This window comes from Neotabrizicola shimadae (genome assembly GCF_019623905.1).
In the GTDB taxonomy this organism is placed as follows: domain Bacteria; phylum Pseudomonadota; class Alphaproteobacteria; order Rhodobacterales; family Rhodobacteraceae; genus Neotabrizicola; species Neotabrizicola shimadae.
Window position 1 is genome coordinate 279,903 of the sequence record NZ_CP069370.1, and the last position, 18,665, is coordinate 298,567.

The 18,665-nt window shown below is 66.8% G+C and carries 18 protein-coding genes; 6 read left to right on the forward strand and 12 right to left on the reverse strand.

Translation table 11 applies throughout. The features are described from left to right. Positions 1 to 7 precede the first annotated feature (7 nt). The 7 genes from JO391_RS01385 to JO391_RS01415 all read right to left on the reverse strand — a co-directional run bounded on the left by JO391_RS01385 (position 8) and on the right by JO391_RS01415 (position 8,078). A complete protein-coding gene (locus JO391_RS01385) occupies positions 8 to 685 on the reverse strand; it encodes a DUF1345 domain-containing protein (protein ID WP_220662435.1) in 678 nt (225 codons plus the stop codon). Further along, positions 666 to 1,805 (reverse strand): rod shape-determining protein RodA, encoded by a 1,140-nt coding sequence (gene rodA, locus JO391_RS01390; protein ID WP_220662436.1) that lies wholly within the window; start codon positions 1,803 to 1,805, stop codon positions 666 to 668. The genes JO391_RS01385 and rodA overlap by 20 nt, the downstream gene beginning before the upstream one ends. A gap of 8 nt (positions 1,806 to 1,813) precedes the next feature. Further along, positions 1,814 to 3,757 (reverse strand): penicillin-binding protein 2, encoded by a 1,944-nt coding sequence (gene mrdA, locus JO391_RS01395; protein ID WP_220662437.1) that lies wholly within the window; start codon positions 3,755 to 3,757, stop codon positions 1,814 to 1,816. Then, positions 3,754 to 4,293 carry a rod shape-determining protein MreD gene (locus tag JO391_RS01400; RefSeq protein WP_259444783.1) on the reverse strand — a complete coding sequence of 180 codons (540 nt, stop codon included), beginning with the start codon at positions 4,291 to 4,293 and terminating at the stop codon, positions 3,754 to 3,756. Before JO391_RS01400 ends, mrdA begins: the two co-directional genes overlap by 4 nt. After that, on the reverse strand, positions 4,286 to 5,257 hold the full coding sequence (gene mreC, locus JO391_RS01405; RefSeq protein ID WP_220662439.1) for a rod shape-determining protein MreC: 972 nt from the start codon (positions 5,255 to 5,257) through the stop codon (positions 4,286 to 4,288). The genes JO391_RS01400 and mreC overlap by 8 nt, the downstream gene beginning before the upstream one ends. A 37-nt stretch (positions 5,258 to 5,294) precedes the next feature. After that, positions 5,295 to 6,332: a rod shape-determining protein gene (locus JO391_RS01410; protein WP_220662440.1), complete on the reverse strand. Its 1,038-nt coding sequence runs from the start codon at positions 6,330 to 6,332 to the stop codon at positions 5,295 to 5,297. Between the two features lie 168 nt (positions 6,333 to 6,500). Beyond that, the gene (locus JO391_RS01415; RefSeq protein ID WP_220662441.1) at positions 6,501 to 8,078 is read right to left on the reverse strand and encodes a 2-isopropylmalate synthase; all 1,578 of its coding nucleotides are present in this window, start codon (positions 8,076 to 8,078) and stop codon (positions 6,501 to 6,503) included. Positions 8,079 to 8,528: 450 nt separating this feature from the next. Here JO391_RS01415 and JO391_RS01420 point away from each other — a divergent pair, with 450 nt between their 5' ends. The 3 genes from JO391_RS01420 to JO391_RS01430 all read left to right on the forward strand — a co-directional run bounded on the left by JO391_RS01420 (position 8,529) and on the right by JO391_RS01430 (position 11,232). Further along, positions 8,529 to 9,179, forward strand: coding sequence for an SDR family NAD(P)-dependent oxidoreductase (locus JO391_RS01420; protein ID WP_220662442.1), 651 nt, complete (start codon positions 8,529 to 8,531; stop codon positions 9,177 to 9,179). A 276-nt stretch (positions 9,180 to 9,455) separates the two neighbouring features. Next, positions 9,456 to 9,632 (forward strand): hypothetical protein, encoded by a 177-nt coding sequence (locus JO391_RS01425; RefSeq protein WP_220662443.1) that lies wholly within the window; start codon positions 9,456 to 9,458, stop codon positions 9,630 to 9,632. Between the two features lie 70 nt (positions 9,633 to 9,702). Further along, complete coding sequence (locus JO391_RS01430; RefSeq protein ID WP_259444784.1) at positions 9,703 to 11,232, forward strand: cryptochrome/photolyase family protein; 1,530 nt, start codon at positions 9,703 to 9,705, stop codon at positions 11,230 to 11,232. A 55-nt stretch (positions 11,233 to 11,287) separates the two neighbouring features. Here JO391_RS01430 and wrbA read toward each other — a convergent pair whose 3' ends face one another. Next, positions 11,288 to 11,881 (reverse strand): NAD(P)H:quinone oxidoreductase, encoded by a 594-nt coding sequence (gene wrbA / locus JO391_RS01435; protein WP_220662445.1) that lies wholly within the window; start codon positions 11,879 to 11,881, stop codon positions 11,288 to 11,290. 189 nt (positions 11,882 to 12,070) lie between these two features. On the opposite strand from wrbA, the gene JO391_RS01440 reads away from it, so the two are divergent. Continuing rightward, positions 12,071 to 13,057, forward strand: coding sequence for a 1-phosphofructokinase family hexose kinase (locus tag JO391_RS01440; protein WP_259444785.1), 987 nt, complete (start codon positions 12,071 to 12,073; stop codon positions 13,055 to 13,057). Here the strand turns inward: JO391_RS01440 and JO391_RS01445 are convergent. Beyond that, a complete protein-coding gene (locus JO391_RS01445; protein ID WP_220662446.1) occupies positions 13,054 to 13,371 on the reverse strand; it encodes a YnfA family protein in 318 nt (105 codons plus the stop codon). The genes JO391_RS01440 and JO391_RS01445 overlap by 4 nt on opposite strands. Next, positions 13,368 to 13,802: a MarR family winged helix-turn-helix transcriptional regulator gene (locus tag JO391_RS01450; RefSeq protein WP_220662447.1), complete on the reverse strand. Its 435-nt coding sequence runs from the start codon at positions 13,800 to 13,802 to the stop codon at positions 13,368 to 13,370. The genes JO391_RS01445 and JO391_RS01450 overlap by 4 nt, the downstream gene beginning before the upstream one ends. A gap of 105 nt (positions 13,803 to 13,907) precedes the next feature. On the opposite strand from JO391_RS01450, the gene JO391_RS01455 reads away from it, so the two are divergent. Next, positions 13,908 to 14,336, forward strand: coding sequence for an organic hydroperoxide resistance protein (locus JO391_RS01455; protein ID WP_220662448.1), 429 nt, complete (start codon positions 13,908 to 13,910; stop codon positions 14,334 to 14,336). An 89-nt stretch (positions 14,337 to 14,425) separates the two neighbouring features. Here the strand turns inward: JO391_RS01455 and JO391_RS01460 are convergent, their stop codons facing one another. After that, a complete protein-coding gene (locus JO391_RS01460; RefSeq protein WP_220662449.1) occupies positions 14,426 to 16,081 on the reverse strand; it encodes an NAD+ synthase in 1,656 nt (551 codons plus the stop codon). Positions 16,082 to 16,215: 134 nt separating this feature from the next. Between JO391_RS01460 and JO391_RS01465 the strand changes: the two genes are divergently transcribed. Next, on the forward strand, positions 16,216 to 17,682 hold the full coding sequence (locus tag JO391_RS01465) for an MORN repeat-containing protein (protein ID WP_220662450.1): 1,467 nt from the start codon (positions 16,216 to 16,218) through the stop codon (positions 17,680 to 17,682). On the opposite strand, the gene JO391_RS01470 is transcribed toward JO391_RS01465, so the two are convergent. Then, complete coding sequence (locus JO391_RS01470; RefSeq protein ID WP_220662451.1) at positions 17,683 to 18,612, reverse strand: MBL fold metallo-hydrolase; 930 nt, start codon at positions 18,610 to 18,612, stop codon at positions 17,683 to 17,685. Positions 18,613 to 18,665: the final 53 nt, after the last annotated feature.

An 18,665-nucleotide genomic window follows, 5' to 3' on the forward strand; every position in this document is an offset into this window, starting at 1 on the left:
TCTCGGCTCAGAAGTGCATGGCAGCGGCCGCGTTCACGGCCAGGGCAAGGATGACGGCGTTGGCGAAGAAGGAACAGATGGCGTGGATCGTGACAACCCGGCGCATCTCGGGCGTGGTGACCACCACGTCCGACACCTGCGCCGCCATCCCGACACAGTAGGAAAAGTACAGGAAGTCGATCGAGGCAGGCTCACCGTGGCCCGGAAACTTCAGCCCTCCCCTCGGCGCGACGCCGGGACCGGGAAGCCCGTCGTAGTACAGATACGCATAGTGGTGGGCGGCGAGCGAATGCACCATGCCCCAACCCAGGGGAACCGCCAGCAGGCCCAGAACCGCCTCGACCGCGCCGCCGTCGGGATGGGACAGAACGAACACGATGGCTCCGAGCGAGCCGGCGAAGGCCAGTCCGCCCAGAAGAGAAATCAGCACCGCCCCCTCGTCGTCTTCTGTCGTATGGGCCCGGAGGGTGCGGGCATCCAATCCGGACAGGCGCAGCATCTGGATCAGATAGGCGGCGAAAAAGACATCCAGGGCCAGAAGGACCCGGCTGACGCTGCCGATGGGCAAGGCCATGGCCAAGGCGCCGGCGGCAAGTCCGCAGAGCGCGGAAATGACGAAGCGCACCAGCCTTCGGGCATGGAACGGGACCGGCGGCGGGGCGGGATCAGCGGAGCCGGTGGACATGGGCGCTTTGCACCAGCCCGAAGGCTGCCATTATCACAAGGAGCGCCGAGCCGCCATACGACAGAAGCGGCAGCGGGATGCCGACAACTGGGGCGAGGCCCATCACCATCGACAGGTTGATGGCGAAGTAGAAGAAGAAGTTGGCCGCGATCCCAAGCACCAGAAGCGAGGAGAAGCGGTCCTTGTTCTTCAACGCCGACACCACGCAGAAGCCGATGATCAGCGCATAAAGCGCCAGCAGGGAGAAGGCGCCGATGAAGCCGAACTCCTCTGCCAGGGTGTTGAAGATGAAGTCGGTGTGCTTTTCCGGCAGGAAGTTCAGCCGGGACTGGGTGCCCTGCATGAAGCCCTTGCCGGTCCAGCCGCCGGAACCAAGCGCGATCTGAGCCTGGATGATGTTGTAGCCCGCGCCAAGCGGGTCGGCGGTGGGGTCAAGGAACGTGTCGATCCGGGTGTACTGGTAGTCATGCAGCAACTGCCAGGGCGTGCCGCGCGACATGATGACGGCCGTTATGGCCCCCGCAACCAGAAGCCCCACAGCCAGGAAATACCAGATGCTGACCCCGGCGAGGAACATGACTGTCGCCCCGCCCATCAGGAGCATGATCGAGGTGCCGAGGTTCGGCTGCATCAGCACCAGGATTGTCGGCACCACGGTAAGGATCACCGGGATCAGCACCCACAGGGGCCGCGAGACCTTCTTGATGTCGAGCCAGTCGTAATAGGTGGCCAGCATCATCACGAGCGTGAACTTCATCAACTCGGACGGCTGAAGCCGGATGAATCCCAGGTCCAGCCAGCGCTGCGCGCCCATGCCGACCGAACCGAAGAACTCCACCACCACCAACAGAGCCAGCGAAACGAGGTAGGCCACGCCCGAGACATTGCGCCAGAACCAGATCGGCACGAAGCCGATAGCCAGCATCAGCACGAAGCCGATGGCAAAGCGCTTCATCTGCGGTTCGGCCCAGGTGGACATATCGCCGTTCGCAACAGAGGTCAGCATGAGAAACCCGACGCAGGCGACGGCCGTCACGGTCAGGGCCAGTGCCCAGTGGACATACAGCACCTTCGACCACCCGGTCGGCGCGGACTTGATGCGGTATTCCAGAAAACTCATGCTGCGCCTCAGGCCCGCGAACTGGATTGCGTGCCGGGGGTGAACTCCCGCAGCTTCAATTCCTCGAACAGGCTCTCCATTCGACCGCGCTGGCTGGACGGATAGGCCGTGAGCGGCGGGATCTCGCCGTAAAGTGCGCGCAGAAGCGCATCGCGCGCGATGGGGGCCGCCACGGCAGAGCCGCCGCCACCATGCTCGACCACGACACAGACGGCATATTTCGGCGCATCATAGGGGGCGAAGGCCACGAACAGCGCATGGTCGCGGCGGTTCCACGGCAGCTGGTCGTTCGAGACCACCCCGCGCGCCCGTTCCGCCGCGCTGATGTTGCGCACCTGGCTAGTGCCGGTCTTGCCGGCCATCAGCATGGCTTCTTCGGCAATGCGCGAACCCTTGGCGGTGCCGTGGGCCCCGTTCACCACCTCGTACATGCCGCGGCGGACATGTTCGAGGATCGAGCTGTCGATGGCCAGCGGCGGGGCGACCTGCACGGGCTGTTCCTCGCCGGCAATCGACAGGATCAGCCGCGGTTCGACCGCGCGACCCGAGGCGATGCGCGAAGTCATGACCGCCAGCTGCAGGGGAGAGGCCAGCACATAGCCTTGGCCGATCGAAGCGTTGATCGTGTCGCCGATCCGCCATTCCTGTTTGTGGCGTTCCATCTTCCACTGCTTGTTGGGCATGTTGCCCTCGGCAATGGCCGACATGGGAAGGTCATGGCGCTGGCCCAGGCCAAGCTGCACCCCCATTTCGGCAATCTTGTCGATGCCGACCTTCTGGGCGATGTCGTAATAATAGACGTCGCAGCTTTCGGCCAAAGACCGTTCCAGGTTCACCGAGCCATGGCCGCCACGTTTCCAGCAGTGGAACCTGCGACCGCCGTATTCGATGTATCCGGGGCAGCGCACGCGGGTGTCCACGGTGATTGCCCCGGCAGACAGCGCGGCCAATGCGGTGACCATCTTGAAGGTGGAGCCGGGCGGATAGACGCCCTGCACCGTCTTGTTGGCCAGGGGACGGTGGTCGTTCTCCATCAATGCCGAATAGTCGACCGAGCTGATGCCCCGCACGAAGAGGTTCGGGTTGAAGGAGGGGGCCGAAACACAGGCGAGGATGTCGCCGTTGTTGACATCCATAATCACACAGGCGGCGCTCTGGTCGAGAAGCCTTGCCTGCACGAAGTTCTGCAACCCCGCGTCGATGGTCAGCCGGATGTCGGAGCCAGGCGTACCCTCGACCCGCTCCAGCTCGCGCATGAGACGGCCGACGGAGTTGACCTCGATCTTGCGGTTGCCGGCGGTGCCGCGAAGCGTGTCTTCCATCCACTTTTCGACGCCGATCTTGCCGATCTGGAACTTCGGGATTTGCAGCAGCGGATCGGGCTTTTCCAGCCCTTCGAGGTCCTTCTCGCTGACGGGGCCGACATAGCCCACGACATGGGCGAAATCTTCGACCAGAGGATAGTTGCGCGACAGGCCGACCTCGGGCGAGACGCCGGGCAGGGTGGGGGAGTTGATCGCTATCTTGGAAAAGTCGTTCCAAGTCAGCCGGTCGGCCACCACCACGGGCACGAAGGCCGAGTGACGGTGAAGCTCTTTCATTGTGCGATCGTAGTCTTCGGCCGTCATCGGAATGATGTGCGACAGCCGAGCCATCACCTCATCGACATCGCCTGCATCCTCGCGGGTGACGACAACGCGGTAATTCTGTTCGTTGCCGGCAATGAGCCGACCCTCGCGGTCCAGGATCAGGCCGCGCCCCGGCGGGATCAGGCGGATGTTGACGCGGTTCTCTTCGGCCAGAAGACGGAACTCATCCGCCTTCTCGACCTGCATGTAGCGCATCCGCATCCCCAGGACGGCAGCATAGCCGACCATGGCCCCGCCCAGGAACAGCCCCCGGCGGGTGATCTTCCTGGCGCTTTCCTCGCTGTCGCGTGCGGTCCGTCTCACAGCCGCCTCCCGAAACTGTCGATCTCGCCCGTGGCAGGCTTGTGCAGGTCAAACGCATAGCGCGAGACCAGCACCACCAGCGGATAGCACAGGATGGACCAGATTGTCTGGATGAGTGCAAAGCCGAAACCCGGCTGGGGTAGCATGGTCAGGGCAAAGACCATGCGATAGGTCAGAAGAAGCCCCAGCATCACCCCCGCCACCAGCAGCCATTCCGTTCCGAAGTTCAGTTCACGCGTCAGCGCGGCGCGGGACCGCAGGAATTCCGACGCCAGCACCACCAGCGCACACCACAGGCCCGGCGGGCGCAGAAGGATCAGGTCCTCCATCAGCACCATCGCCGCGATGAGAGCCACCGGCAGAAGGTCGGGCCGGCGTACAACCCAGGCCAGGATCATGCACAAAAGAAGGTCCGGTCCTGGCCAGCTTCCTGGCTCGCTGCCAAGCGGCAGGAGCTTCAGGAACAACAGAAACAGTGCGACGCCCACGAAGGCGGCGCGGTAGAGCCAGACTTCGCGGCTTTGCGGATCAATCACTTGGCACCTCGGGGCTGCCATCGACGATGTTGGGCGTGGGCTGGCCTTCGTCCGGTGTGGTTTGCTGGCTGCCGGGGTCGGTCACATCGGGCTGCGGCAGGGTGGGCGTCACCGCCAGAAGCGTGCCGGGGTCTTCGATCGGCTGGATCTCGTGGCTGCGCAGCACGCGCAGGAATTCCAGCCGCTCGTAATCCGCCGAAAGCCGCACGCGCAGCCGCTTGTCGGTGCCAAGTGCCACCTGCCCGACCAGAAGCCCTGCCGGAAACACGCCTCCATCGCCCGAGGTCACCACGCGGTCGCCCGGCCGGATCACGTCCGGGTGTTCCAGGAACTCCAAAGGCGGCGAGGCGCTGTTGTCGCCCGACAGGATGGCCTTCTGCCCCGTGGGCTGCACCGTCACCGGGATGCGGCTGTTCGAATCGGTCAGTAGGATCACGCGGCTGGTCCGCTCGCCCACGCCCGAGATGCGGCCGACAAGGCCGATGCCATCCATCGTGGCCCATCCATCGCGGATGCCGTCGCGGGAGCCCACGTTCAGGAGGACCGACTGGCGGAAGGGGCTGCCTGAATCGGCCATGACCACACCGGTCACATGGGTCAGCTTCGGGTCCAGCCGCACCTGGTTCAGATCCAGAAGGCGCGCATTCTTCTGTTCCAGCTGCAGGGCGGCCTCGCGCCAGGCCTTCATCTGCTGCAACTCGCGGCGAAGCTCCTGGTTCTGCTGGTAAAGCGCCGCATAGGTCTGGAAACCCTCGATCATCTTCGAGGCCGCCGTCACCGGGGCCATCGCCCAATCGAGGTTGGGCACGACACGGTCGACCAATGCTGCGCGGAACCTCTCGACCCGCGGGCTGTCGATGCGCCACAACACGAAGATCGCCAGAAGGAACAGCACCAGAAGACCGACAAGCACCCGCCTGAGGGGGCGGGAATACTCTTCAGGTCCGGTGCGCGTTTTCGCCACGGTCTTCGTCTTTCACTTGGCAGCGCAGGGCTTGGGATCAGCTGTCGTAGTCGATCACATGCCGCAGCTGTTTTTCGTATTCCAGAGCCTTGCCCGTGCCAAGCGCCACACAATTGAGTGACTCGTTGGCGACCGAGATCGACAGGCCCGTCTGTTCGCGCAAGGACAGGTCCAGATCGCCCAGAAGGGCTCCGCCCCCGGTCAGCATGACGCCGCGGTCCACGATGTCGGCAGCCAGGTCGGGCGGCGTGGCCTCCAGCGCCTGCATGACCGCGTCGCAGATTTGCTGAACCGGCTCGGCCAGGGCTTCGGCCACCTGGGCCTGGTTGATCTCGGTTTCCTTGGGCACGCCGTTCAGCAGGTCGCGCCCGCGGATCTGCATGGAGGCGCCGCGCCCGTCATCGGGCATCCGGGCGGTGCCGATAGAGGTCTTGATGCGCTCGGCCGTGCTTTCGCCAACCAGAAGGTTCTGGTTGCGGCGCAGATAGTTGATGATCGCTTCGTCCATCCGGTCGCCACCGACGCGGACCGAACGGGCATAGACGATGTCGCCAAGCGACAGTACCGCCACTTCCGTGGTGCCGCCGCCGATGTCCACCACCATGTTGCCGGTCGGGTCGGTGATGGGCATCCCGGCCCCGATGGCCGCAGCGATGGGTTCCGCGATCAGGCCCGCGCGGCGAGCGCCGGCGGACAGGACCGACTGGCGGATGGCCCGCTTTTCCACCGGGGTCGCGCCATGCGGCACGCAGACGATGATCTTTGGCTTCGAGAAGGTCGTTCGCTTGTGAACCTTGCGGATGAAATGCTTGATCATCTCTTCCGCGCTGTCGAAATCGGCGATCACGCCGTCGCGCATCGGGCGGATCGCCTCGATGGTGCCGGGGGTGCGGCCCAGCATCAGCTTGGCATCCTCGCCTACGGCCAGCACCTGCTTCTTGCCGTCCTTCACATGGTAGGCGACCACCGAGGGCTCGTTCAGCACGATGCCCTTGCCTCGAATGTAGACCAGCGTATTGGCCGTTCCGAGGTCGATCGCCATGTCCGACGAGAACAGTCCGGGAAGAAGCGACATGGGGTTTCCTTGCACGAGGAAGCGTGAAAATGCCCGCGACTCGGGGTTCCGAGGCGGGCGCCTTCATATACGGCTCGTGGGCCGGGGGCGGAAGGGGTCAGGCGCCTTTCCGCCTACCCCTTCCCCGACTTTCACTTCTGCAACATTCGGGTGCGGATGCTACTGCGTTCAGCCCGCGTCCTTGTAGTTTATCGACTTCACATCGGAATCCGGTGCCGTCTTGGTGCGGCGCACGATCAGCCGGTTCAGCGCGTTGATGTAGGCTTTGGTCGAAGCGACGATGGTGTCGGTGTCGGCCGACTGGCCCGTCACGATTCGGCCATCCTCCTCCAGTCGCACCGAAACGGTGGCCTGCGCGTCGGTGCCTTCGGTCACGGCATGGACCTGGTAGAGTTGCAGGCGCGCCTTGTGGGGGAAAAGCATCTTCACACAGTTGAAAGCCGCGTCCACCGGACCGTCGCCCGTGGCGTCGATATGATGGTCCACGCCGTCGATGGACAGCACCATGTCGGCCTCTTGCGGGCCATCGGTGCCGCAGACCACGCGCAGTTTCCTGAGCTGGAGGTGATCGCTTTCATCGGTGGTGGCCTGATCGGCGACCAGGGCCACGATGTCATCGTCGTAGACTTCCTTCTTGCGGTCGGCCAGCGCCTTGAACCGCACGAAGACGTCGTTCAGCTGGTTGTCGGCCAGCTCGTAGCCCAGTTCCTTCAGCTTTGCCCGCAGAGCGGCGCGGCCCGAGTGTTTGCCCATCGCGATGTTCTTCGCGGTCAGGCCGATGTCTTCGGGGCGCATGATCTCGAAGGTCTGGACGTTCTTCAGAACGCCGTCCTGATGGATGCCGCTTTCGTGCAGGAAGGCGTTCTTGCCGACGATGGCCTTGTTGAACTGGACCGGGAAGCCGGACACCGCGGCCACGCGGCGGCTGAGGTTCATGATCTTGGTCGTGTCGATGCCGGTGCGGTAGGGCAGGATATCGTTGCGGACACGCATGGCCATGACCACCTCTTCCAGCGCGGTGTTGCCCGCGCGTTCGCCGAGGCCGTTGATGGTGCACTCGATCTGGCGGGCGCCGGCTTCGACGGCGGCCAGGGCGTTGGCGGTCGCCATGCCCAGGTCGTTGTGGCAGTGGGTCGCGAAGACGATGGTGTCGGCGCCGGGGACGCGCTCCAGGAGCATCCGGATGATCTTGGCGGACTCCATCGGGTAGGTGTAGCCCACCGTGTCGGGGATGTTGATCGTGGTGGCGCCGGCCTTGATGGCGATCTCGACCACCCGGCAGAGGTAATCGGGTTCGGTCCGCGTCGCGTCCATCGGCGACCACTGGACGTTGTCGCAGAGGTTGCGGGCGTGGGTGACGGTCTCGTGGATGCGGTCGGCCATCTGGTCCATGTCCAGGTTGGGGATGGCGCGGTGCAGCGGCGAGGTGCCGATGAAGGTGTGGATGCGGGGGCTGGCGGCGTGGCGGACCGCTTCCCAGCAACGGTCGATGTCCTTGTAGTTCGCCCTTGCCAGGCCGCAGATCGTGGAGTTCTTCGCCCGCTTCGCGATTTCCGAGACGGCGGCGAAGTCGCCTTCGGAGGCAATGGGGAAGCCGGCCTCGATGATGTCCACGCCCATCTCGTCGAGGAGGGAGGCGATCTCCAGCTTTTCCTCGTGGGTCATGGTGGCGCCGGGGCTTTGCTCGCCGTCTCGGAGGGTCGTGTCGAAGATCAGGACGCGGGGTTGCGTGGTCTGGTCGGTCATCTGATGGGGTCCTTTGGTCCTTAGCTGCTGCCGGGGTGGGCGCTGGTCACCTCTGAGCGGTCGCGCCCAAGGGCACGCTCAGAGGCGGCTAAGGAGAAGAAGCAGGCCACGGGGGGAGACGGCGCTGAAGGCGCCCCTGGCCGAGGAGAATTGGCGGTCCCGTGTCATGGGGCGGGACTATACGGGGGATTTGGCCAAAGGGAAGGGGAAAAACGGCCGGTCCAACCGCAGGCGTCCGAGGGGGCGTCCGAGCTCGGACGCTTTGCCGGACATAATGAAATCAATGGCTTGCATGAGCGGATTAACTTGGACTTAACACTTGTCCGAGGTCGGGGGCTGCCGCCTCATCGCAGGAAGAGCCCGCGACTCCCCCGCGAGGATTTGGACAAAGAGCAAACCGGGGGTGGAAGGCCGGGGCGCGGGGCCTAGCTTTCGCGCATGGAGGGCGGAATGCGGGCACTGGTGATCGGGGCATCGGGCGGGATTGGCGGCGCGCTGGCGGTGCGGCTGGCGGGGCAGGGCGCGGAGGTCGTGGCGCTGTCGCGGCGCGCGGACGGGTTAGACCTGACCGACGGGGCGGCGGTCGAGCGGGTGCTGGGCGCGGTCGCGGGGCCGTTCGACCAGATCTGGGTGGCGAGCGGCGTGCTGGAGGCGCCGGAGAAGGCGCTGAAGGCCATGACGCCCGAGGGGCTGATGCGCGCCTTTTCGGTGAATGCCATGGGGCCGGCGCTGGTGATGCGGCACATGGCCCGCCTGATGCCGCGCGACCGGCCTGCGCGCTTTGCCGCGCTGTCGGCGCGGGTGGGCTCGATCGGCGACAACCGGCTGGGCGGCTGGTATGCCTATCGCGCGGCCAAGGCGGCGCTGAACCAACTGGTGCATACGGCGGCCATCGAGATGGCACGGACCCATCCGCAGGCGGTGGTGGTGGCGCTGCATCCGGGCACGGTGGAGACCGGGCTGGCCCCGGCGCAGCGGGCGGGGCATCCGGCGGTGGGACCGGAGGTGGCGGCGGCCAATCTGCTGGCCGTGCTGGAGCGGTTGGGACCGGATCAATCGGGCGGATTCTTCGACTGGAAGGGCGAGACGGTGCCGTGGTGAGGGCGGCTGGCGGGCAGGCGGCGCGGGGCTTCCGCCGGGCGCGGCGCCATTATGCGCTGGTTTCAAACGGGGTTTTGAGGCATGGTAGGAACAGGACCCGCCAAGCGGCGGGCGCAAGGACCGGGTTCCCGGATTGCCGGGGCGGAAGGCAGGTTCTTCGACCTCTCGATACGATCCAGCTTCATTCCGGACCGGAGCTTTCCGGGCTGCGTGGCATTGGGCATGAAGATGTCTTGCCGGCGGCCTGCCTTCGGCCCCCTCAAGGGACTGTCATCCATGGGCTATTCAACCCCGAAGAAACCTTTCGACCTTGGCGAATTCCTGAGCCAGAAGGCCACGAGCCGCGCGATCCGCAAGCCGACCTGGCAACGCCGCGGTGCTGCGGCGGTGAAGCCCGCGGCTTCGGCAGACCAAGATGCACCGGGGCCGGCGCCGGCCTCGGACGCCGAATAGGCGCAACCGCGGCCGGGCCTGCGAACACGGGCCCGGTCGGGAAAGCCCGGTCCGAACTGCCGGTGCCGCGGTGAAGCCGCGGCTGATCCTTGTGCTGGGCGACCAGTTGTCGGAGGGCCTGTCGGCGCTGCGGGCCGGTGATCCTGCGCGCGATGTCGTGGTGATGGCCGAGGTCATGGCCGAGGGCACGCATGTGCCGCACCATCCGCAGAAGATCGCGATGTTCCTTGCGGCGATGCGCAAGTTTGCCGAGGCGCTGGCACGCGCCGGTTGGCGGGTGCTGTATTCGCGGCTGGACGATGCGCAGAACAGCCAATCCATCCCCGGCGAACTGATCCGGCGCGCTGCCGAAACGGGTGCGGGTGCGGTGATCGCCACGCAGCCGGGCGACTGGCGGCTGGTGCGGGCGCTGGAGGGTGTGCCGCTGGACCTGTCTGTCTTGCCGGATGACCGGTTTCTGTGTTCGCAGGAGGCCTTTGCCGCCTGGGCCGAGGGACGCCGCGAATTGCGGATGGAGTATTTCTACCGCGAGATGCGGCGCAAGACCGGGCTGATGATGGAGGGCGACCAGCCGGCGGGCGGGCGCTGGAACTTCGATGCCGAGAACCGCAAGCCGGCCGGGCGCGACCTGTTGCGCCCTTCGCCGTTGCGGTTTGAACCGGACGGCGAGGTGGAGGCGGTGCTTGCGCTGGTGGAGGCGCGGTTTCCGGCACATTTCGGGCGGCTCAAACCCTTTGGCTGGGCGGTGACGCGGGATCAGGCGCTGCGGCAGCTGGAGCATTTTGCCGCCCATGTGCTGCCGCGCTTTGGCGCCGAGCAGGATGCGATGCTGGAGGGCGAGCCCTGGCTGAGCCATTCAACCCTTTCTGCCGCGCTGAACCTTGGGCTGCTGGCGCCGATGGAGATCTGCCTGCGGGTGGAGGCCGAATGGAAGGCGGGGCGCGTGCCGATCGAGGCGGCGGAGGGCTTCATCCGGCAGGTGATCGGCTGGCGGGAATATGTGCGGGGCATCTGGGCGCTGGCCGGGCCGGGGTATATGGACCTGAACGCGCTGGGCGCCGCGCGGAAGCTGCCGCCGGTGTATTGGGGGGCGCCCACCCGGATGGCCTGCATGGCCGCGGCGGTGGGGCAGACGCGGGACCTGGCCTATGCGCACCATATCCAGCGGTTGATGGTGACGGGGAACTTCGCGCTGCTGGCCGGGCTGGACCCGGCGGAGGTGCAGGCCTGGTATCTGGCGGTCTATGTCGATGCGCTGGAATGGGTGGAGGCGCCCAATGTGGTGGGCATGGCGCTTCATGCCGATGGCGGCAGGCTGGCATCGAAGCCCTATGCTGCCTCGGGCGCCTATATCGACCGGATGTCGGACCATTGCCGGGGCTGCGGCTATGACGTGAAGGTCAAGCGGGGCGCGGGGGCCTGCCCGTTCAACCTGCTCTACTGGGATTTCCTGAACCGGCACCGCGAACGCTTTGCCCGCAATCCGCGCATGGGCCAGATGTACCGGGTCTGGGACCGGATGGACGAGGGCCACCGGGCGGCGGTGCTGGCCGATGCGGCGGCCTGGCTTTCGCGGCTGGACCGGGGCGAGGCGGTGTGAAAAGGCCCGCCCCTATGCGGGGGCGGGCCTTGGCGTCCGGCAGGGAGCGGCCGGATCAGGCGGTCAGCTTGTTGGCGATGGAGACAAGGCGCTTGGCCTGATGGCCGATGGCCGCCTTGGCATTGTCATCCAGCGGCTGGCCCTGGGTGTGGCTGTAGCCATAGGGGTTGCCGCCGGTGGCGAAGATCGACGCGTCGGTATAGCCCGGCGGCACGATGATGGAGCCCCAGTGGCAGAAGGTGGTGTAGAGGCCGAGGATGGTGGCCTCTTGCCCGCCATGGGCGTTCTGCGCCGAGGAGGTGGCGGTGATCGCCTTGCCTGCGAGCTTGCCCTGGAACCAGACGCCGCCGAGCGTGTCGATGAAGGCGCGCATCTGGCTGGCGGCCTGGCCATAGCGGGTGGGGGTGGAGAAGAAATAGGCGTCGGCCCATTCCATGTCGGCCGGGGTCACGACCGGGATGTGCGACTGCTTTTCGGCGGCGGCCTTCCAGGCGTCCTGTCCGTTGACGACATCGGCCGGGGCGGTTTCGGCGGCGCGGAAGACCTTCACCTCGGCACCGGCGGCGCGGGCGGCCTCTGCGGCGATTTCGGCGATGGCGTGGTTCGTGCCATAGGTGGAATAGTAGATGACGGCGACCTTGACGGCCATGGGCGTTGTCTCCTGTGCTGATGGCGGGAAAGTAGCCCGGTGGCGGCCTGCCGGAAATTCGCCATGGTTGCGCGGCCTCTGTGCGCCAGTGCACGGAGGGGCGGGCGAGGTGCCGCCGCTTCGGGGCGGGACTGGTCAGACGGCCGTGTTGGCGCTAACAGGGTGCAGTCGCACCGCAGGGGGGATGGCATGAGCGAGACGTTTTCGGCCGAGGCCGCGGCTCTTTCGGGGATGCAGGCGCCGATCCTGACTTTGACGTTGAACCCGGCGCTGGACATGGCGACCGAGGTGCCGGAGCTGTTGGCAGGGCAAAAGCTGCGCTGCGCGGATCCGCATCTGGACCCCGGCGGCGGCGGGCTGAACGTGAGCCGCGCGATCAAGCATCTGGGCGGTGATTCGCTGGCGCTGGTGGCGCTGGGCGGGCTGACGGGCGACCGGCTGGCGGGGCTGATCCGGGCCGAGGGCATCACCTTCCTGTCGCTGCTGGGTCCGGGGGAGACGCGGCAATCGCTGACCGTGACCGAGGGCACCACGGGCAAGCAGTTCCGCTTCATGCTGCCGGGGCCGATCTGGGGCGAGGCGGACCGGCACGGGGTGTTCACGCTTCTGTCGGCGACGGCGCGGCCGGGGGGATATTCGGTGATCTCGGGCAGCCAGCCGCCGGGGGTGCCGGTGGATTTCAACGCGCAGCTGGCGGCGAGCATGGAGGGCAGCCACATCGTGCTGGACACTTCGGGTTCGGCGCTGCGCGAGGTGGTGAAACGGCCGATCCCGGGCCTGAGCGTCCTGCGCATGGACGGGGAAGAGGGCGAGGAGCTGGCGGGGCGGCGGCTGGAGACGCGGGTGGATACCGCGGATTTCGCCAGTTCGCTGGTCGCCAGGGGCGTGGCGAAGATGGTGATCATCGCGCGGGGCGCCGAGGGCAATGTGCTGGCCGAGGCCGGGCGGCGGCTGTTCGCGCCGGCGCCCAAGGTGAAGGTGAAGTCCACGGTGGGCGCGGGGGATTCCTTCGTGGCGGCCTTCGTGCTGGCGCTGGCGCGGTCGCAGGGGGCGGATGACGCGCTGTCCCTGGGCACGGCGGCGGCGGCTGCGGCGGTGACGACGCTGGCGACGCAGTTGTGCCGGGCCGAGGATGTGATGCGGCTTCTGCCCTATGCCGAGGCGGTGGAAATCTAGGCGCGGCCTGACAGGATCACCACGGCGCCGGCCAGGGCCAGCGCGCCGCCGGCGAGGTCGGTGAGGCGCAGCGCCTCGCCCTCGACCAGGCGCAGCCAGGCGAGCGAGGCGGCGAGGTAGATGCCGCCATAGACGGCGAAGCTGCGACCGGCGGACTCGGGTGGGGTGAGGGCGAGCAGGACGGCGAAGGCGGCCAGGGCCGCGCCGCCGGGGATCAGCCAGAGCGGCGAGGCACCGGCGCGCCACCAGGACCAGACGGCGAAACAGCCGGCGATTTCGGCCAGGGCGGCGAGCGCGTACAGCGCAAGGGTCATGCCGGGGCGCCCTGGCGCAGGCGGTCGCGCAGGGCAATGACGCGGTCGCGCAATGCCACCAGATCCTCCAGCGGCAGGCCCGCAAGGTCGAAGAAGCAGGCGGGAACATGCGCGGCGCGGATGGCCAGTGCACGGCCCGCGTCGGTGAGAGAGATGCGGACCTGGCGCTCGTCCTTGATGTCGCGGCTGCGTTCGACGAGGCCCTGCGTTTCCAGCCGTTTCAGAAGCGGCGTGAGCGTGGAGGATTCCAGAAGCACTTGCCGCCCGATGGCGCCGACGGTCTGGCCGTCCTCGGCCCAGAGGACCGTCATCACCAGGTATTGCGGATAGGTCAGCCCGATCTCGTCCAGGAGAGGCTTGTAGGCCTGCTGCACCGCATGGGCGGCGGAATAGAGCGCGAAGCAGATCATGTCGGGCGGGGTCATTGCCATCCGTACACTATATATCGTGCGCGATTTAATCGCAAGCGGTTGACAGGGTGGTGAGTCGGCGACTAATAATCGCTCACGATTATATCGCAAGCGATGGAGTTACCGATGTCGGTTGATGCGAAGTACTGGACGGAAGCCCTGGCGACAGGTGGTGGACGCAATGGTCTGGCGAAGCTGGCGAATGGCCAGATCACCCTGACGATGGCCACGCCGAAAGAACTGGGTGGCAACGGGCTGGGCCACAACCCGGAAGAGCTGTTCGCCCTGGGCTATGCCGCCTGCTATCTGAGCGCGATGCGCTTTGCGGCGCAGAGCGAGAAGCTGGGCACGATCCCGGAGGATGCGACGGTGAAGGCGCATGTCGGCATCGGCCCCCGGTCGGACGGCGGCTTTGGCCTGACGGTGCGGCTGGTCGTGGCGATGCCGGGTGTTGACCGCCCGGTGGCCGAGAAGATCGCCGAGCGCGGGCATGCCATCTGCCCGTATTCGCACGCGACCAAAGGCAACATCGAGGTCGGAATCGAGGTCGTCTGAGGACCGGTCCCGGCTTGGGCGCCCCCCTCCCCGACTTGGGCGCCCCCTCCCCCAGCCCCTCCCCACGAGGGGGAGGGGAGGCGCGTTTATCAGCCGTCGCGCCAGCGGTTCGCGATGGGATAACGGCGGTCCAGCCAGAAGGCGCGGCCGGTGAGACGCGGGCCGGGGGCGGACTGGAAACGCTTGTATTCGCTGATGTAGATCAGGTGTTCGACGCGCTTGACCGTGGTGCGGTCGAAGCCCTTGTCCACCAGGTCGGCCACCGAAAGTTCACGGTCCACCAGGCCATCGAGGATCGCGTCCAGCACCGGATAGGGCGGCAGCGAATCCTCGTCCTTCTGGTTCTCGCGCAGTTCGGCGCTGGGCGGCTTGTCGATGACGCGGGGCGGGATGACCTCGCCGGCTGGCGCTTTCATCCAGGGCCGGTGCGTGGCGTTGCGCCAGCGGCAGGTGTCGAACACGCGGGTCTTGTAGAGATCCTTGATCGGATTGTAGCCGCCGTTCATGTCGCCGTAGATCGTGCAGTAGCCGACCGCGACCTCGGACTTGTTGCCGGTTGTCAGGAGCATGGCGCCGAACTTGTTGGACAGCGCCATCAGCAGCAGGCCGCGCAGGCGGGACTGCACGTTTTCCTCGGTCAGGTCAGCCTTCGTGCCGGCGAAGAGCGGCGCCAGCGCCTCGGTCACCGCATCCTGCGGGCCGGTGATGGGCAGGGTGTCCAGCCGGCAGCCGAGGCGGGTGGCGACCGACGCCGCATCCTCCAGCGAATGGGCGGAGGTATAGCGCGAGGGCAGCATCACGCAGTGCACGTTTTCCGGCCCGATCGCATCGGCGGCGATGGTGGCGACAAGGGCCGAGTCGATACCGCCCGACAGGCCAAGCAGCACTTTGCGGAAGCCGGTCTTCTTCAGGTAGTCCGAAAGACCGATCACCATGGCGCGGTAATCGGCTTCATAGCTTTTCGGGATTTCGGCCATCATGCCCGGCTCGGCGCGCCAGCCTTCGGGGGTGCGGATGAAATCCACATGGGTCACGCAATCGTCGAACTGCGGCAGTTGCGCCGCCAGTGCGCCGCCGGGGTTCAGAACGATGGAGGCGCCGTCGAAGATCTGGTCGTCCTGCCCGCCGGTCATGTTCAGATAGACGAGCGGCAGGCCGGTTTCGACCACACGGGAGACCATCAGGTTCAGGCGCTGGTTCGGTTTGCCACGGTGATAAGGCGAGCCGTTCGGCACCAGGAGGATCTCGGCCCCGGTTTCAGCCAGGGTTTCGGCCACGTCGGGATGCCAGGCATCCTCGCAGATCGGGATGCCGATGCGCAGGGGGCCCACGCGGACCGGGCCCGAGACATCGGCCGAGGCGAAGATGCGCTTTTCGTCGAAAACCCCGTCGTTCGGCAGGTGGTGCTTCAGCACCGTCGCCTCGATCCGGCCCTGCGCGAGGATGGCATAGCCGTTGAAGAGGTGGCCGTTGCGGTGGATGGGGCAGCCGATGCCAAGGGCGGGGCCATCGGCGGTGGCGGCAGCGAGGCGTTCCAGCTCGGCCCAGGCGGCGCGCTGGAAGGCGGGCTTCATCACCAGGTCCTGGGTCTGGTAGCCAGTCAGGAACATCTCGGTCAGGGCGACCATGTCGGCGCCGGCGGCGCGGCCCTGATCCCAGACCGCCAGGGCCTTTGCGGCATTGCCCGCCAGATCGCCCACCGTGGGGTTCAGCTGTGCGAGGGTCAGGCGGAAGCGGTCGGACATGTCGGGATTTCTCCTGCGGTCGGGGTGGTTCTAGCAGAACGGCGGCGAAGGGAAAGCGGGGCACGGACCGGGCGCCGCTTGTCAGGGGGCGGGCGGGGGCGGTAGGCTTCGCGCGCAGGCAAGGAGGACAGGCAATGCGGGCAATCGGTGCGGTTTCGGTGCTGGCGGCGCTGGTCTTTGGTGGCGCGGTGCTGGCGCAGGAGGGCGAGGTCGTCGTCAAGCAGTACGACGACGGCTCTGTCTATGAAGGCACCTTCGTGAACGGGCTGCGCGATGGCATCGGCACCTACACGCTGCCCAACGGTTACAGCTATACCGGCGAATGGGTCGACGGCGAGATCAGCGGCAAGGGCGAGGCGCGCTTTCCCAACGGCGCGATCTATGTGGGCAGCTTTGCCGCGGGCAAGCCCGAGGGGCAGGGCAAGATCACCTTTGCCGACGGGCGCACCTATGAGGGCGACTGGACCGACGGGCAGATGACCGGGCAGGGCACGGCGACCTATGCGGACGGGTCGTCCTATACCGGGGCGGTGCGGGCGGGCATCCCGCATGGGCAGGGCGTGCTGACGCGCAAGGACGGCTATCGGTACGAGGGCGACTGGGTGGACGGCCGCAAGGAGGGCAAGGGCAAGATCACCTACGCGGACGGCACCACCTATGAGGGCACTCTGGTCGATGGCCAGCGCGAGGGCGAAGGCACGCTGATCATGCCGGACGGGCTGACCTATGTGGGCCAGTGGAAGGCGGGCCAGATCGGTGGCACGGGCAAGCTGACCCAGCCCAACGGCGATGTCTATGAGGGCAGCTTTGCCGAGGGGCTGCGCGAGGGGCAGGGCAAGGTGAGCTATGCCAATGGCGATGTCTATGAGGGCACGTTCAAGGCCGACAAGCGCGACGGGCAGGGGGTGTTCAGGGCCAAGGACGGGCTGGTCTATGAAGGCACCTTCGTGGCCGGCGCGATCGAGGGGCAGGGCAAGATGACCTATCCCGGCGGCACGGTCTATGAGGGCATGTTCAAGGCCGACCTGCCGGACGGGTCCGGCAAGATCCTCTATTCCAGCGGGGCGACCTACGAGGGCCAGTGGACGGCCGGCGCGATGACCGGCAATGGCCGGGCGACTTATGAGGACGGGTCGGTCTATGAGGGCGCCGTGGTGGCGGGCAAGCCGGAAGGGCAGGGCAAGATGACCTACCCGGATGGTTATGTCTATGAAGGGACGTGGAAAGCAGGCATCCGCGAGGGGCAGGGCAAGGCCACCTATGCGGATGGGTCCGTCTATGAGGGGATGTTCGTCGCGGGGGAGCGCCAGGGCAAGGGTGTGCTGACCATGCCGGACGGCTTCCGCTATGAGGGGGATTTCGTGATGGGCGAGATCCAGGGACTGGGCATCGCCACCTATCCCAACGGCGATGTCTACGAGGGCGCCTTCGTGAAGGGCAAGCGCGAGGGGCAGGGGGTGATGCGCTACAAGAGCGGGCAGGAGGTCAACGGGGTCTGGACCCAGGGCGTGGTGACGGCGCCCGCGCCGGAACCGGCGGAGGGCGCCACCCCGGCCGAGGCGCCGGCAGAGGGCGCCCCGGCCGAAGGCGCGGGCAACTGATCAGGCGTCCAGCATCATCTGGTAGCTGACGGGGACATAGCGGAACCCGTCGCCCTGCACTTCGACGAAGCCCACGCCGGGGAAAGGCATGTGGTAGCCGATGAAGGGCATCCGCTCTGACGCGATCATGCCGAAGAGTTGCTTGCGGGTCGCTGCGGCTGCGGGCTTGTCGGCGTCGAAGCGCACCTCCCAGTCGGGCTTGGCCAGCGACCAGACGTAGTGGTTCGCGGTGTCGGCGGTCAGGGCGAGCCGGGCATCACCCGATTCGATCATGTAGGCCATGTGGCCGGGGGAATGGCCGAAGGCCTCGACCGCGGTGATGCCGCCGACCACCTGACCGTTGCCCTGGAGGAAGGTCATCTTCTCGGCCAGCGGGCGGACCTTGGCGTCGAAGCCCTCGTTCGCCTGAGTGGCCCAGAAGTCGAATTCCGCCTGGCCGGTGACATAGCGGGCGTTGGGGAAGGTCACGCCGGATTCGCCCGCCAGCCCACCGATATGGTCGCCGTGCATGTGGGTCAGCACCACAACGTCGATCTGGTCGGGCGTGACCCCGGCGGCGGCAAGGGCGCCGGTGATGCCTTCGGGCGCGAGGCCGGTGTCGAACAGCAGAAGCTCGGTGCCGGTGTTGACCAGCACGGGATTGAAGAAGTTGCGGGTCTTGTCGGCCGGGATGAAGGCCGCGGCCGAGACGGCGGCGAATTCCTCGGGCGTGACGTTCATGCCGAAGGTTTCCTGCGGCTTGTCAGAGACGCGCGAACCGGCCTGAAGCACCGTCACCTCGTAGGCGCCAAGGCGGAACCGGTTGAACCCGGCGCCCTGGGCGGGGCCTTGCAGCGGCGCAGCGGCGGCTGCCGGAAGGGGGGCGAGGGCGGGCGCAAGCGGCAGGGCCGCAGCGGCAAGAAGGGCGTGGCGGCGGCTGATCGTCGTCATGGGTCTTCCTTTCCTGTCGGGGACGGCCCGGCCGGAACCGGGCAGAGGGAAGG